Source organism: Tateyamaria sp. 7Alg 36, from assembly GCF_059882455.1.
Map to the genome: position 1 here is coordinate 2,399,975 of NZ_CM187613.1, position 12,949 is coordinate 2,412,923.

15 protein-coding genes are annotated in these 12,949 nt (G+C 60.7%); 4 read left to right on the forward strand and 11 right to left on the reverse strand.

Annotated features, from left to right (window positions below; translation table 11 throughout):
• The first annotated feature begins 84 nt into the window (after positions 1 to 84).
• Positions 85 to 1,668 carry a Hint domain-containing protein gene (locus AC6GQJ_RS11740; protein WP_500768418.1) on the forward strand — a complete coding sequence of 528 codons (1,584 nt, stop codon included), beginning with the start codon at positions 85 to 87 and terminating at the stop codon, positions 1,666 to 1,668.
• Positions 1,665 to 2,744: a Hint domain-containing protein gene (locus tag AC6GQJ_RS11745; RefSeq protein ID WP_500768420.1), complete on the forward strand. Its 1,080-nt coding sequence runs from the start codon at positions 1,665 to 1,667 to the stop codon at positions 2,742 to 2,744. The genes AC6GQJ_RS11740 and AC6GQJ_RS11745 overlap by 4 nt, the downstream gene beginning before the upstream one ends.
• On the opposite strand, the gene AC6GQJ_RS11750 is transcribed toward AC6GQJ_RS11745, so the two are convergent.
• Together AC6GQJ_RS11750 and dapD are read right to left on the reverse strand one after the other, a co-directional pair.
• Positions 2,729 to 3,109, reverse strand: a complete 381-nt coding sequence (locus AC6GQJ_RS11750) for a DUF8846 family protein (RefSeq protein ID WP_500768422.1) — start codon at positions 3,107 to 3,109, stop codon at positions 2,729 to 2,731. The two genes, AC6GQJ_RS11745 and AC6GQJ_RS11750, sit on opposite strands and share 16 nt — an antisense overlap.
• On the reverse strand, positions 3,102 to 3,929 hold the full coding sequence (gene dapD / locus AC6GQJ_RS11755) for a 2,3,4,5-tetrahydropyridine-2,6-dicarboxylate N-succinyltransferase (protein WP_500768424.1): 828 nt from the start codon (positions 3,927 to 3,929) through the stop codon (positions 3,102 to 3,104). Before dapD ends, AC6GQJ_RS11750 begins: the two co-directional genes overlap by 8 nt.
• Before the next feature lie 122 nt (positions 3,930 to 4,051).
• Between dapD and AC6GQJ_RS11760 the strand changes: the two genes are divergently transcribed.
• Positions 4,052 to 4,894, forward strand: a complete 843-nt coding sequence (locus AC6GQJ_RS11760; protein ID WP_500768426.1) for an LOG family protein — start codon at positions 4,052 to 4,054, stop codon at positions 4,892 to 4,894.
• A gap of 31 nt (positions 4,895 to 4,925) precedes the next feature.
• Here AC6GQJ_RS11760 and AC6GQJ_RS11765 read toward each other — a convergent pair whose 3' ends face one another.
• From AC6GQJ_RS11765 to AC6GQJ_RS11775, 3 genes are all read right to left on the reverse strand, one after another.
• The gene (locus tag AC6GQJ_RS11765) at positions 4,926 to 5,138 is read right to left on the reverse strand and encodes a hypothetical protein (RefSeq protein ID WP_500768428.1); all 213 of its coding nucleotides are present in this window, start codon (positions 5,136 to 5,138) and stop codon (positions 4,926 to 4,928) included.
• A 164-nt stretch (positions 5,139 to 5,302) separates the two neighbouring features.
• Positions 5,303 to 6,475, reverse strand: a complete 1,173-nt coding sequence (gene rlmN / locus AC6GQJ_RS11770; protein ID WP_500768430.1) for a dual-specificity RNA methyltransferase RlmN — start codon at positions 6,473 to 6,475, stop codon at positions 5,303 to 5,305.
• Positions 6,476 to 6,656: 181 nt separating this feature from the next.
• On the reverse strand, positions 6,657 to 7,187 hold the full coding sequence (locus AC6GQJ_RS11775; protein WP_500768432.1) for an invasion associated locus B family protein: 531 nt from the start codon (positions 7,185 to 7,187) through the stop codon (positions 6,657 to 6,659).
• Positions 7,188 to 7,363: 176 nt separating this feature from the next.
• Between AC6GQJ_RS11775 and AC6GQJ_RS11780 the strand changes: the two genes are divergently transcribed.
• Complete coding sequence (locus tag AC6GQJ_RS11780; RefSeq protein WP_500768434.1) at positions 7,364 to 8,356, forward strand: asparaginase; 993 nt, start codon at positions 7,364 to 7,366, stop codon at positions 8,354 to 8,356.
• A 10-nt stretch (positions 8,357 to 8,366) separates the two neighbouring features.
• On the opposite strand, the gene AC6GQJ_RS11785 is transcribed toward AC6GQJ_RS11780, so the two are convergent.
• The 6 genes from AC6GQJ_RS11785 to AC6GQJ_RS11810 all read right to left on the reverse strand — a co-directional run bounded on the left by AC6GQJ_RS11785 (position 8,367) and on the right by AC6GQJ_RS11810 (position 12,838).
• Positions 8,367 to 8,681 (reverse strand): YciI family protein, encoded by a 315-nt coding sequence (locus AC6GQJ_RS11785; RefSeq protein ID WP_500768436.1) that lies wholly within the window; start codon positions 8,679 to 8,681, stop codon positions 8,367 to 8,369.
• A 99-nt stretch (positions 8,682 to 8,780) separates the two neighbouring features.
• Complete coding sequence (serB, locus tag AC6GQJ_RS11790) at positions 8,781 to 9,659, reverse strand: phosphoserine phosphatase SerB (RefSeq protein WP_500768438.1); 879 nt, start codon at positions 9,657 to 9,659, stop codon at positions 8,781 to 8,783.
• A 95-nt stretch (positions 9,660 to 9,754) separates the two neighbouring features.
• The gene (locus AC6GQJ_RS11795) at positions 9,755 to 11,020 is read right to left on the reverse strand and encodes a glycosyltransferase family 4 protein (RefSeq protein ID WP_500773903.1); all 1,266 of its coding nucleotides are present in this window, start codon (positions 11,018 to 11,020) and stop codon (positions 9,755 to 9,757) included.
• A 47-nt stretch (positions 11,021 to 11,067) separates the two neighbouring features.
• Positions 11,068 to 11,472 (reverse strand): thioredoxin family protein, encoded by a 405-nt coding sequence (locus AC6GQJ_RS11800; RefSeq protein ID WP_500768440.1) that lies wholly within the window; start codon positions 11,470 to 11,472, stop codon positions 11,068 to 11,070.
• Positions 11,473 to 11,536: 64 nt separating this feature from the next.
• On the reverse strand, positions 11,537 to 12,406 hold the full coding sequence (locus AC6GQJ_RS11805) for a DMT family transporter (protein ID WP_500768442.1): 870 nt from the start codon (positions 12,404 to 12,406) through the stop codon (positions 11,537 to 11,539).
• A 144-nt stretch (positions 12,407 to 12,550) separates the two neighbouring features.
• Positions 12,551 to 12,838, reverse strand: coding sequence for an HU family DNA-binding protein (locus tag AC6GQJ_RS11810; RefSeq protein WP_500768444.1), 288 nt, complete (start codon positions 12,836 to 12,838; stop codon positions 12,551 to 12,553).
• Between the last annotated feature and the right edge of the window lie 111 nt (positions 12,839 to 12,949).

The window sequence follows — 12,949 nt, forward strand, 5'->3', positions numbered from 1 at the left end:
TGCGAAAATCAGCACGACGATGACACGTGGTAAAACCGCGTGCGCTGCACCTGTTCTGTCTCAAGATAAAATGGCGGGCAGGCTATGGTTGCAGCATCGGAACTTCCGATTCAGACGGTACGTGAGGGCACCAGTGCCATGGATATGGCGAATGCCATCTTCGGCAATGGTGTACAGGTGGTGTCGTCATCCTACAGCGGTGACAGGGACAGTGCGGGGATCTATTCGAACGGCGACACCGTATCGCCCGGTGTGACACCGGGCAATACAGGCGTGATCCTGTCGACGGGCGATGCCGAGGATTTCACGAACTCGTGGGGATCGTCGAACTGGTCCAATTCCACATCGACCAATACATCCGGCATCGACAATGACTCGATGTTCAACGCGGCCGCCGGTACGCGGACCTATGATGCGTCTTTTCTGGACGTAGATTTCATCCCCGATGGCAACGTGATGACGATGCAGTTCGTCTTTGCCTCGGACGAATATCCCGAATTCCAGAACTCGGTCTATCAGGATTTCGTCGGTGTCTGGATCAATGGTCAACAGGTCGAGATGGACGTGGGCAACGGTGACACCGACCCGGGCAACATCAACACCACCAACAACATTAACATGTATGTCGACAACACGTCCGATGACTACAACACCGAGATGGACGGCTTTACCATTACGATGAGCCTGACGATGTATGTCACGCCGGGCGAGTTGAACTCGATCCGTATCGGCATCGCGGATGTCAGCGACAACCAATACGATTCCAGCCTGCTGATTGCCGGAGATTCCGTGCAGACCGATCTGGTGGCGATTTCGGATAACGTGAACGTTTATCCAGACGGTACGACGTCGTTCAATGTGCTGGAAAATGATATCAGCACGCCGTCCTCGACCCTGACCGTCACGCATATCAACGGTCAGGCCGTCACGGTGGGCAGCACCATAACCTTGCCCACTGGACAGACGGTTACCTTGGGCGCGGGCGGGGTGTTCACGGTCACCGGCGACGGTGACGAGGAAGATTTCAACTTCACCTACACGGTCAGCGACGGCAACAGCACCGATACAGGCTTTGTCAACGCGACGTCGATCCCGTGCTTTGTTGCCGGCACCATGATCGCCACGCCCGAGGGCAATGTGGCAGTGCAGGACCTGAAGGCCGGTGATCTGGTGCTGACGCAGGATGACGGCCCGCAGCCCCTGCGGTGGACCGGTATGCGCGAGGTCGAGGCCGAGGGGGATTTCGCCCCGATCTTGATCCGCGCCGATACGTTCGGGGTGCATGGCGATGTCATGGTATCGCCGCTTCACCGCGTGCTGATCCGCGACAGCCTTGCCGAGCTGTTGTTTGGCGAGGCCGAGGTACTGGTGGCAGCCAAGGATCTGGTCAACGATCATTCGATCACGCGCCAGACGGGCGGAAAGGTGACTTATGTACACCTGATGTTCGACCGCCATCAGGTTGTGTTTTCCGAAGGGCTGCGTACCGAAAGTTTCCTGCCGGGGCCGCAGACAACCAAGAGTTTCGAGGCGCAGATCGTCGAGGAGATTTGTGCGATATTCCCCGAGTTAGACCCGCATACAGGCGGCGGCTATAGCCCTGCGGCGCGCAGGATGCTCAAGAAATACGAAGCCAACCTGTGGCGCGATGCGCAAGACGCCGCATGAGCTGGATTGGCCTCACCGACCATCAGGATGGCAGGTTCGCCCTGTCGGGGCTGGCCGGTGATCGCAGCACCCAGCCCGCGCCCAAAGCACTTGAACGCGGCACGATCATGTTTGAAACGCATATGCCCGGACAGGTGCGGCCACATGATCTGCTGGGGGCGATGCATGCCCATCCGTGGATGCGCGAACTGGTGTTCCGTGCCATTCCGGGCGGTGGGATCGCGATGGTGCATCGCAACAATGCCGACATTCTGCACGCCGCGATCCGTTGGGTCGGGGACGGGCGGGCCTATACGCTGCGCGTGACCTATGCGTGGGATACGGCCTCGGGCTGGGCGCGTCTGGCGCTGGAACAGCCCGAGCGGTCGCGCGTGGTCACCAACACGGTGCATGCACCGCGCCCCCAGATCACTAGCGATTTGCGCGACATGATGTTGGGCGGGGCGGAACGTACCCTGTCACGCGATGTGCTGTTTGCCGCGGTCAGTACCGATATTGCGGCGATCGGCCCGATGCCGTCCCTGCATCCTGCGACGCCCATTGCCACCCCGTTCGGTTATCGCGACGCGGGCAAACTGCAACGGGGTGACACAGTGCTGACCGAAACGGGCGAGGTCGTGCCTGTCCTGCATGCGGTGCGCAACCGTGTGCCCGCGCGCGCCAGCTTTGCCCCAGTGCGCCTGCACGCGCCATATTTCGGTCTGACGCGAGACATCATTGTGGGGCCAGAACAACGTCTGGTCCTGCGGGGATCCGAGGTCGAGTACAACTTTGGTCAAGAGGCGGTTCTGGTGCCCGCACGGCACGTGGTTAATGGCCATGCCGCAAGCTGGGCCGCCCCTGCGGCGGTGGCAGGTTACGTGCAGCTTGTCCTGCCCGGTCACGAGGTTTTGCTGGCAGCAGGATGCCCGCTTGAAAGTCTTTATATCGGGCGTTTGCGGCGCGAGGCGGACAAGTTGGCCGCCAGTGTGCTGTCCCATATTCCCAGCCGCCTGCTGCCGGAACATGCGCGTCCCTTCCATCAGGTGCTTGGCCCGTTCGAGGCGATTTCCCTGTTGGATCAGCGCGCGGCCTGATCGTCCGGATCGCTGCCGTCGTCATCCCCGAAAAACGGGGTCATCTGAGCGACAATTACCGAATTCTCGTCCAGCGCACGCTGCATCAGGCTGCGCTCGTCATCGCCGATTTCGTGGCCTTCGGCCTCGCGGTCGGCCAACGTGCCATAGCCTGTCACATCCAGCGGTGCGGTGTCCGCCTGTTTAAGCAAGGCAACCGTTTCGCGCACCGCTTCGGCCTCGTCCACGCCGCTGGCATAGCACATCAGGGCAGCACCGCTTGCATCCTTGGGTAAGCCGTCACCGGACTTGCGCCCGATCTGAACCACCAGCGTGTAGACCTGCTGGCGGTTCGGTTTTTTGGGCTTTTTCGCTTTATCAGTCACGCAACAGCTCGTTGATGGACGTTTTGGAGCGGGTCTGTGCATCGACTTTTTTCACGATAACCGCGCAGTACAGGTTCACGCCGTTCTTGGACGGCATGGAACCGGCCACAACAACGGAACCGGCAGGTACTTCGCCATAGGTGAATTCGCCGGTCTCGCGGTCAACGATCTTGGTCGACTGGCCAATGAAAACGCCCATACCCAGAACCGATCCCTCGCGCACGATGCAGCCTTCGACCACTTCCGAACGCGCCCCGATAAAGCAGTTGTCCTCGATGATGGTCGGACCGGCCTGCATGGGTTCAAGAACCCCGCCGATGCCGACGCCGCCCGACAGGTGCACGTTCTTGCCGATCTGCGCACAGCTGCCAACGGTCGCCCATGTGTCGACCATGGTGCCTTCGTCCACGTAAGCGCCAAGGTTCACAAAGGACGGCATCAGCACAACGCCGGGCGCGATATAGGCCGACTTGCGCACGACACAGTTAGGCACGGCGCGGAACCCTGCGGATTTCCACTGTGCGTCGCCCCAGCCTTTGAACTTGGAATCCACCTTGTCCCACCAGCCGCTGCCTTGCGGGCCGCCGTCCTGCAGTTCCATATCCTTGATGCGGAACCCCAGAAGCACGGCCTTCTTGGCCCACTGGTTCACGTGCCAGTCGCCGCTGTCCTGCTTTTCCGCCACGCGCAGTTTGCCACTGTCGAGTGCGGCAAGCGTGTCTTCGATGGCGTCGCGGGTTTCGCCTGTGGTGGCGGGCGTGATGGTGTCACGTGCCTCCCATGCGGCTTCGATGGCGGTTTCAAGCTGTGCGTTGGACATGGCGCGGTCTCTCCGATTGATCGCGGCGCTTAGACAACAATCCGGCGCGCCATGCAATCACATCTGGGCAAGCCCGCCCGTGCGCGATACCCATGGCGCAAAGATTTTGGGAGCAGATGCAGATGAAAGACGACCGCCACAGCCCGTTTCGTGACGCGCACACCGACCGCAAGGCCGCCGAGGGAATTCCGGACACACCCCAGACGCGCTCGCCCTCCTATCCGCTGGCTTTCGCGGACGAGGAATTCCTGTGTCGTGATGAATTGCGCCCTGTGCGCTTGCAGCTGGAACTGCTCAAGCCCGAGATGCTGATGAACGAGGCAGGCATCGTTTCGACCATTGTGATGTTCGGCGGTGCCCGCATTCCCGCGCCCGAGGACAAAGACAGCGCACGGACCAAAACCCTCGCCGATCTGTCACATTTCTATGACGAGGCGCGCACATTCGCACGGCTGATGACTGAAAAGTCGCTGGCAGGCGGCGGTACGGACAATGTCGTGGTAACCGGCGGCGGCCCCGGCGTGATGGAGGCAGGCAACCGCGGTGCATATGACGCGGGCGGGCAGTCCATCGGGCTGAATATTGTGCTGCCGTTCGAACAGGCACCGAACGCCTATGTCACGCCCGATCTGGCGTTCAACTTCCACTATTTCGCGATCCGCAAGATGCACTTTCTGATGCGCGCACGTGCGATCTGCGTCTTCCCCGGTGGTTTCGGGACACTGGATGAACTGTTCGAGGCGCTAACCCTGATCCAGACGGGCCGGATGGAGCGCGTGCCTTTCCTGCTGTTCGGTCGCAGCTTCTGGGAAAAGATCATCAACTGGGATGCGCTGGCCGATGCCGGCACGATCTCCGAAGACGATCTGGACCTGTTCCGCTTTGTGGACAGCGCTGACGAGGCGATGGAGATCCTTGAACACTGGGGCCCGACCACCAAACGTGGCGAGGTTCCAGGCCGCTAAAGATCGCGTTGCCTACGGTCAGGACGTTCGTTCAGGCGGAAATCGCGGCGGGCAAGGTGCAGATCTGGACGTGGTGCGGCAGCGTTTCAACGATGTCGCCTGCGTCTGTCTCGCGGATGCCATAGCCGAAACCGGCAAGGCGGTGCTTCCATTCGCGGCGCGACAGCGCTTTGGCGCGTTCACGGCTGACAAGGTCAAGAACCTGCGCTTCGGCAAAGCGGTCCTGTTTAATGATGATCGACATGGGCCTTCTCCAGATTTGGATTGTTCACAATTCACACCCTTGACCGTTAACAAGGCGTTAATCGTGCGCGATCTGGAAATTATTAAGGCCAATTGTGGCGCAAGACGGCACAATGCGCGCGCCCTAACGGGCACGGCATAGCATCAAATTAGGGGTAGGGTGGCTTACAGGCCCGCTTCGGCGTCAATCTGTTTGCGGGACTTGCGCGCGCGCTCGGTCGCCGATTTCAACTGACCGCAGGCCGCCATGATATCCTCGCCCCGCGGGGTGCGGATCGGGCTGGCATAACCGGCCTTGTAGATGATGTCGGCAAAGGCGCGGATGCGGTTGTTGGAGCTGCGCGTATAAGGCGCACCGGGCCATTCGTTGAACGGGATCAGGTTGATCTTGGCCGGAATGCCATCAATCAGCTCGATCAACCGGCGCGCGTCTTCGTCGCTGTCGTTCACACCGTTCAGCATCACATATTCAAAGGTGATCCGTTCCGAGTTGCTGACCTTGGGATAGGCGCGCAGGGCCTCCAGCAAGGCCTCAATGTTCCAGCGCTTGTTGATCGGGACCAGCTTGTTGCGCACCTCGTCCGTGGTCGCATGGAAGGACACGGCCAACTGGCAGCCGATCTCTTCGGCCGTGCGCGCAATCTCGGGGACAACGCCGCTTGTGGAAAGGGTGATGCGACGGCGCGACAGTTGGATGCCCTCTGCATCCATGGCGATCTTCATCGCGTCGCGCACATTCTCGAAATTGTACAGCGGCTCGCCCATGCCCATCAGCACGATGTTGGACAGCAGGCGCGTTTCGTCCTTTGGCGCGCCCGGGGTGGGCCATTCCTCAAGATCATCGCGGGCCATCATGACCTGCCCGACAATCTCGCCAGCGGTCAGGTTGCGCACCAGCTTTTGCGTGCCCGTATGGCAGAACGAACAGGTCAACGTGCACCCGACCTGAGAGGAAATGCACAGCGTCCCGCGCCCCTCTTCGGGGATATACACAACCTCGACCTCGTGGCCGCCTGCAATCCGCACCAGCCATTTGCGGGTGCCGTCATTGCTCACCTGTTTGGAGACAACCTCGGGAATCTCGATCACAAACTTCTCGGCCAGTTCGGCGCGATAGGTTTTGGACAGGTTGGTCATGACGTCAAAGTCACGCACGCCCCACTGGTAGATCCATTGCCAGATCTGACCAACGCGCATCTTGGCCTGCTTTTCAGGCGTGCCATTTGCGATCAACACGTCGCGCATCGTCTCACGGGTCAACCCGACAAGGTTCACAGGCCCCTCCGGCAGTTTGCGGGGGATTGTCATAACATCCTGTGTGATTGGCGCGTCAGCCATGGCGTGTATCCGGATAATAAAGGCAATGCGCCCCTATATAGGGAAATCGCACATGATCAAAAGGGATTCGTCCCAACTTCTTTTGGCCGTAAATACTGCGGGGGTTTGGGGGCTGGCCCCCAATCCTGTGCTCTTACCCCGTCACAACAGCACGCAGATTGCAGGCGAACCCGCAAAGCCGTCACCCGCTACAACGCGCCTCGGCATCCTCGACCGCAGCGGTAAAGCCCAGAAGCGAGAACGTGTCTTTTGTGGTGGTGCCACGGCTGGACACACCGGTCACAATCGCATCTGCACCGCGCTTCATCGCCGTAACGATTTTGCTGTCATCGGCGGGGGTCGCAGGCCAAGCCCATTCGCCGTCGGTGAACAATTCGAATTCGTTGCCGCCGATGTTCACGTTCACGGTCGAACCGGATTTGAACGGATAGCCGCCGGTAAAGGCCACCTGACCCTTGGCTGCCGCGCTCGGACGGTAGAATACCATCAACAGGATCTGACCGCGGGTCGCCGCAACAACGCGTCCGCCGCGTGTGTTCACGGTTTCCTTGGGCGTCGCGACACCCCAACACTCGGTCGGGTTATCCTCGACAAACACACTCCAGTCGGTCTTTGCCGCCACGCGGTTTGTGCTTTGCGCCTGTGCGAATGCCGCACCCGCCATCAGCGACAATGCGCCAGCGCCCAATGCAATCTTCGAAATAATTCCCATGTTTACAGCCTCCAAGCTGTCCAAACCTCAACAACGACACCGCACCAGTGGCGTGCCATTTGCGGCACATTCTCTTGCAAGTCCGGCAATTCTTCTCGACAAGTGCCACATTAGCGCGAAACGCGCGACGCGTGAATGCTCAATTGGCAGGTTTTCGCGCAGAAGTGAGGTGAAATATGACACATCCGGCCCATGGCGCTGTCACTCTGGCTGAAATCTGGCGCGGCCCCTTTCTGGAAAGCGCGCACCAAGGCCACGCGGTGGTCTGCGACGCCAGCGGCCAGATCGTGCATGCATGGGGCGTGCCAGAGGCAGTCGTGCTGCCCCGATCCTCCTCCAAGATGCTTCAGGCCCTGCCCCTGATCGAAAGCGGCGCGGCGGCGGCCTATGGGCTCGGCACCGAACAGCTCGCGCTCGCCTGCGCTTCGCATGAAGGGGCGCCGCTGCACGTGGAAAAGGTTGGCGCGTGGCTCGACCATATCGGATGTGGCGATGATGATTTCTGCTGTGGGCCGCAGGAAACCCGTGACGAGGATTTGAGGATCGCCATGATCCGCGCCCATGAAAGCCCCTGCCGCATTCACAACAACTGCTCGGGCAAACACGCAGGCTTCCTGACGCTGACCCGTCACTTGGGCGCTGGCCCGACCTATGTCGCGCCGGTCCATCCGGTGCAACAAGCCTGCCTCGAAGCGTTCGAACGGATGACGCAGGAAACCTCGCCCGGATATGGAATCGACGGATGTTCCGCCCCCAACTTCGCCTGCACACTACACGGCATGGCCCGCGCCATGGCGTCCTATGCCGCCGCTGACGCCGACAGCCCCCAAGGGCAGTTGCGCACCGCCATGGCCCTGCATCCCGATCTGGTGGCGGGCAAGGGGCGCGCCTGTACACGTTTGATGCAGGCCACAGGCAACGGTGTCGCCGTTAAAACAGGGGCCGAAGGATACTTCACCGCCATCCTGCCCGAACAGAAACTGGGCGTGGCGCTCAAGATCACTGATGGCACCACCCGCGCCAGCGAATGCGCCATGGCGCAAATTCTTGTGAAACTCGGCGCGCTGGCGGCGGACCATCCCATCGCACTGTCCTACACCAATGCCCCGATCAAGAACTGGGATGGGCTGGCCACTGGCTATATGCGCGCAGCGCCCGCGCTGCTGTAAAGCGCCGCGGCTACATCTCGATGACGGGGGCGACCTCGACCGAACCGCTGCCGTCGCCCACCATGGGGCAGCCCTTGGCCATTTCGCAGGCGGCGTCGATCGTCGCGGCCTCGACGATGGTGTAACCGGACAAGGGGTTGGCACCGCCATCCCCCGTCACGCCATCCTTTGATACCGTCATCGACTGGCCCACCGGATTGCCCGGATCGACTACCGCAGCCCCCATTTCGGTGTACCACGCTTCCCACGCGGCCATCATCCGCGCGCCTTCTTCCTCGGTCTCGGGCATGCCGCCCCCGTGATAGGCCAATATGAACTTTGCCATCGCTATACCTCCTCCCGTTGTGCTGCGCAGTATAGCACAAAGCCTTCTCTGTTCCGAAAAATCCCGGGGGGGAGTCCGAAGGACGGGGGGCTGGCCCCCTTACGCGCTCACAAATTCGGTGCGCGCATAGCCTTGCAGGAACAACAATGCCGTCAGATCGCCAAAGTTGATCCGCACATCGCATTGTGCCGCGACACTTGGCTTGGCATGTAGTGCGACACCCAGTCCCGCACGGTGCAACATGCCCAGATCGTTGGCCCCGTCGCCAACGGCCACAACATCCGCGTCGGTCAGGCCGAGGCGGGCGGTGATCTCCTCCAATGCGTCGACCTTGGCCTGCTGGCCGAGGATCGGCATACCGACCTCCCCGGTCAGTTTTCCGTCGTCCACCAACAATGTGTTGGCGCGGTTCTCGTCAAAGCCGAGATGTGCCGCTACCGCAGCGGTAAAGGCAGTGAACCCGCCGGACACCAGCGCGGCATAGCCGCCTTGCGCCTTCATCGTCGCCAGCAGCGTCGCACCGCCGGGCATATAGGTGATGCGCGTGGCCAGAACTTCGCCAATGACGGTTTCGGGCAGGCCTTGCAGCAACCCGACGCGCTCGCGAATGGCGGCTTCGAAATCCAGCTCGCCGTTCATGGCGCGGGCTGTGATGTCCTTGACCCGATCCCCAACGCCGGCCACATCGGCCAGTTCGTCGATGCATTCCTGCTGGATCATGGTGCTGTCCATATCGGCCAGCAACATGCGCTTGCGCCGTGCCTCGAATGGAAGGATCACCAGATCGACGCCCATTTTCTGCACGTCCGCCCAGACATCCCAGCGGTTATCCGGCACCGATGCCAGCGTGAACGCTGCCGCCTCGTCGGGGGCCAGCCATTGTGCATCCCCGCCGCCCCACGCGTTGCGCAGGGATTCAACCAAGGCTGGGTCAAGCGATGGGTTGGCGGGATCGGTCAGAAGGGTGCAAACGAACATAATAACAGGCTTCCGTAAGGCGACGGGGGTCGCAATTAGGGGTGTATGCGGCGCTATACGCGTCCTTGGGCGCGCAGGCCAGCCCGCTGCGCAGCCTAGAGGACGGCTGGTTTGGGCGGCATCGTGATCTGCACATCGTCGGGCACCAGTGCGTTAATCTGGCTGATATGCTCTGGCAGGCAGATGTTCAGGAAATCATAAGTCTCGACCACATGCTTGCGCGCCGCCGGTCCCAGATGCGCATAGGCATCGGGGCGGGCCAGAACGTCGGCAACCTGTGCCGCGATCGCCTCGGGATCAAAGAAATCGACCAGCAATCCGGTCTCGTTGTGGCTGACGGCCTCGCGCACGGGGGCCACATCACTGGCCACAATCGTCGCGCCCATCGACATCGCCTCAAGCAGGGACCACGACAGCACGAAAGGCATCGTCAGATAGATGTGGCAACTGCTGATCTGGATGATCTGCTGGTAATTCTCGTACGGCACCTGACCCAGAAAATGCAGACGGTCCCAGTCGATCAGATGCCCGACTTCGGCCTCCATCTGGCCGCGCAGACCGCCCGGATGCTTGGATTTCCCGCCATAGGACGCATCATTGCCGCCGATCACCAGCACGCGCGCATTGGGGCGAGCTTTTTGCAGATGCGGCATGGCGCGCATGAACTGGTGGAAACCGCGTGTCGTTTCAAGGTTGCGGGCCATGAAGGTCACGATTTCGTCCCGCGCGGTCAGCGGTCGCCCGATCCGGCCCAGCGTCACACTGGCCTTCTTGTTCGGCTTCAACTTGTCGGTGCGGATGCCGTCATGACAAACATAGATCTTGTCGTGAAAGCTTTCGGGAAAGCGGTCGCGTTGCCACAGGGTCGGGCTGTGGCCGACATCGACCACTTCGATATTCATCAGCGGCACAGTGTTATGCCCGTGCATGATGTAGGGGGCATGCGCGCTGACCGGTGCTTCGGGGTCAAAGCCGACCGGCCCGCCATTCACCGAATAGAAATATTCGAAAAAGCCGATCATCGGCGTGTCGGGCAACACCTCGCGAAAGAAGGTCATCTCGCCCCAGCCGACATGCCCGATCACGATATCGGGGGTGAATCCCTCATCTACGATCTTTTGCAGGGCGGTTGCGGCACCGAACCCTGTGCCTGCGGCGGTTTCCCACGTCTTGGACAGGCCATAGGCATCTTCGGCTGCCTTGTGGTGGGGTTTATACACGACCGTGCGCACGCCCGCGAATTTGGGGTGCTTGACCCGTTGGGTCAGAAAGACAATCTCGTGCGTACCTTGGGCGGCCAGCCATTGCACCAGTTCGCGATACTGGCCCGGCATGTTTTGATGCACAAACAAAAGCTTCATCATGCCCTCACTGGCTTGGGGTCGGGATAGGGGCGGACGCGGTCGCGTCAGGCGGCAAGGGCGCTGTCCAGCAAGGCCCGCACCTGATGTTCGTAAGGGGCGTTTTCCAGCCGCGCAACTTCTTTGCCACCCTTCATCACCAACAGGGTCGAACGGCGCGTGACCTTCAACTGGTGGGTCATCTGCGCCTGCCCGAACGTGTCCCAGTTCACGTCCACAAAGACGAGGCTTTGATAGGCAGGATTTTCTTCCAACGCCTTGGCAATCAGGTCGGCCTTGATCTGGCAGGTCAGGGACCAGCTTGCGCGGTAGTTCAGGATGACCACCTGATTGGTCTCGCGCAATTCGCGCCATTTGGCGGGGGAAAAAGTCTCGGCGGGGTAGGACAGGGCGAATGTCGGGGAAAATACGGCAGCGGCAGTAGACAGAAAAAATGTGCGGCGGTGCATCATGGGCTCCGGAAACAAGAAACAACCGCAGAATATGGGGCGGGCAGGGGCGCGCAAGAGGGCCGCGTCAGGTTTTGCGCTGCCGTGACAATTGCACCGCAAGAATACCCGCCGCGATAATGGCCACGCCGATCACGTCGCGCGGGCCAAGCCGTTCACCCAGCAGCAGGGCGGCAATCGCGACTCCGAAAAACGGGTTAAGGAAGTGGAACGTCGCCGCCTTGGTCGCGCCGATCCGCGCCACCAGCGCAAACCATATCCATGTGGCGAGCAGCCCCGGCCCCAAGGTGGTGTAGGCAAAGGCGATCACCAGTTCGGGCGTCAGATCCACGCGCAGCGTCTCGGTCGCGGCCGAGGCAACGGCAAGCACGCCCGCGCCGACAAACATTTGCAAGCCGACAACCATCATCAAATTGCCACCTGTGGACATGCTGCGCATCGACAGGGTGGCCACGGTCAGTGCGATCACCCCGATGACACAAAGTGCGACGCCAAACATGTCCACGCCTGCCTCCATCCGCGCGGACATGATCAACACGACCCCCGCAATGCCAAGGAAAAGGCCGATGACGCCCAAGGCGGGCAGCTTGTCACGGAAGACAGCCCAGCCTGCAAAGGCGACCATCAGCGGCATGATCGACGCGATGATTGAGGCAAGCGACGCCTCCACCGTTTGCATCGCATAGAAGTTCAGACCCAAATAGATCGCGTTTTGGCACACGCCGAAGATGATCGTGGCGCGCCACTGGTCACGGGTCAGGTGCCATGTCTGCCCCAAGGCGCGCGCAATCGCCACTCCGATCAGGCCGGACACAAAGAACCGTAAGGCAAGCGATGCGAGCGGCGAGGCATCGGCGACGATGATCCGCGCCGACGTAAACGCCGAAGACCAGATCAGGGCAAAAGCCATCCCCATAAAAAGTGCGCGAAAATCCATGGTTCTGCCTATCTGCTGCCGCGGCGGAGCGTTGTCGAAATCAGCGAGGGATACAAGACGCGCAGGCGCGGTTTCTGACGAGCGCGCAACGAAAAAAGGGCCACCCGACCGGATGACCCTTTCTATAGCGAAAAGCGGGACCGCTTATTCGTTAACGCTGTCTTTCAGCGCTTTCGCGATGGTCATTTTCACGACCTTGTCCGCTTCTTTCTTGAACTGTTCGCCAGTGGCGGGGTTGCGCACCATGCGCTCGGGGCGCTCGCGGCAATAGATTTTGCCAACGCCTGGCAGGGTGACTGCGCCACCGCCGGAAACTTCACGTGTGATCAGACCGCAGATCGCGTCCAGTGCTGCGCCTGCGGATTTTTTGTCTGTCCCCATGTCTTCGGCCAGTGCGGCGACGAGCTGGGTCTTGGTCATTGGTTTTGCCATTTTTTTGGTCTCCTTCGTCTGCCCGAGTATTAGGGCCTTCTATCCGTTTTGTAACGGTATGTTGTGGGAAGACACAACGAATAGTGGTCGTTTGCAAGGGAAAAACAGGGG

Excerpts from the sequence above, each read along its gene's own strand:
- AC6GQJ_RS11805 (WP_500768442.1), bottom strand. The coding sequence starts at position 12,406 with ATGGATTTTCGCGCACTTTTTATGGGGATGGCTTTTGCCCTGATCTGG.
- AC6GQJ_RS11785 (WP_500768436.1), bottom strand. The coding sequence starts at position 8,681 with ATGGCAAAGTTCATATTGGCCTATCACGGGGGCGGCATGCCCGAGACC.
- AC6GQJ_RS11800 (WP_500768440.1), bottom strand. The coding sequence starts at position 11,472 with ATGATGCACCGCCGCACATTTTTTCTGTCTACTGCCGCTGCCGTATTT.
- AC6GQJ_RS11775 (WP_500768432.1), bottom strand. The coding sequence starts at position 7,187 with ATGGGAATTATTTCGAAGATTGCATTGGGCGCTGGCGCATTGTCGCTG.
- AC6GQJ_RS11810 (WP_500768444.1), bottom strand. The coding sequence starts at position 12,838 with ATGGCAAAACCAATGACCAAGACCCAGCTCGTCGCCGCACTGGCCGAA.
- AC6GQJ_RS11740 (WP_500768418.1), top strand. The coding sequence starts at position 85 with ATGGTTGCAGCATCGGAACTTCCGATTCAGACGGTACGTGAGGGCACC.
- AC6GQJ_RS11765 (WP_500768428.1), bottom strand. The coding sequence starts at position 5,138 with ATGTCGATCATCATTAAACAGGACCGCTTTGCCGAAGCGCAGGTTCTT.
- AC6GQJ_RS11795 (WP_500773903.1), bottom strand. The coding sequence starts at position 11,020 with ATGAAGCTTTTGTTTGTGCATCAAAACATGCCGGGCCAGTATCGCGAA.
- AC6GQJ_RS11760 (WP_500768426.1), top strand. The coding sequence starts at position 4,052 with ATGAAAGACGACCGCCACAGCCCGTTTCGTGACGCGCACACCGACCGC.
- AC6GQJ_RS11780 (WP_500768434.1), top strand. The coding sequence starts at position 7,364 with ATGACACATCCGGCCCATGGCGCTGTCACTCTGGCTGAAATCTGGCGC.
- rlmN (WP_500768430.1), bottom strand. The coding sequence starts at position 6,475 with ATGGCTGACGCGCCAATCACACAGGATGTTATGACAATCCCCCGCAAA.
- AC6GQJ_RS11745 (WP_500768420.1), top strand. The coding sequence starts at position 1,665 with ATGAGCTGGATTGGCCTCACCGACCATCAGGATGGCAGGTTCGCCCTG.
- serB (WP_500768438.1), bottom strand. The coding sequence starts at position 9,659 with ATGTTCGTTTGCACCCTTCTGACCGATCCCGCCAACCCATCGCTTGAC.
- dapD (WP_500768424.1), bottom strand. The coding sequence starts at position 3,929 with ATGTCCAACGCACAGCTTGAAACCGCCATCGAAGCCGCATGGGAGGCA.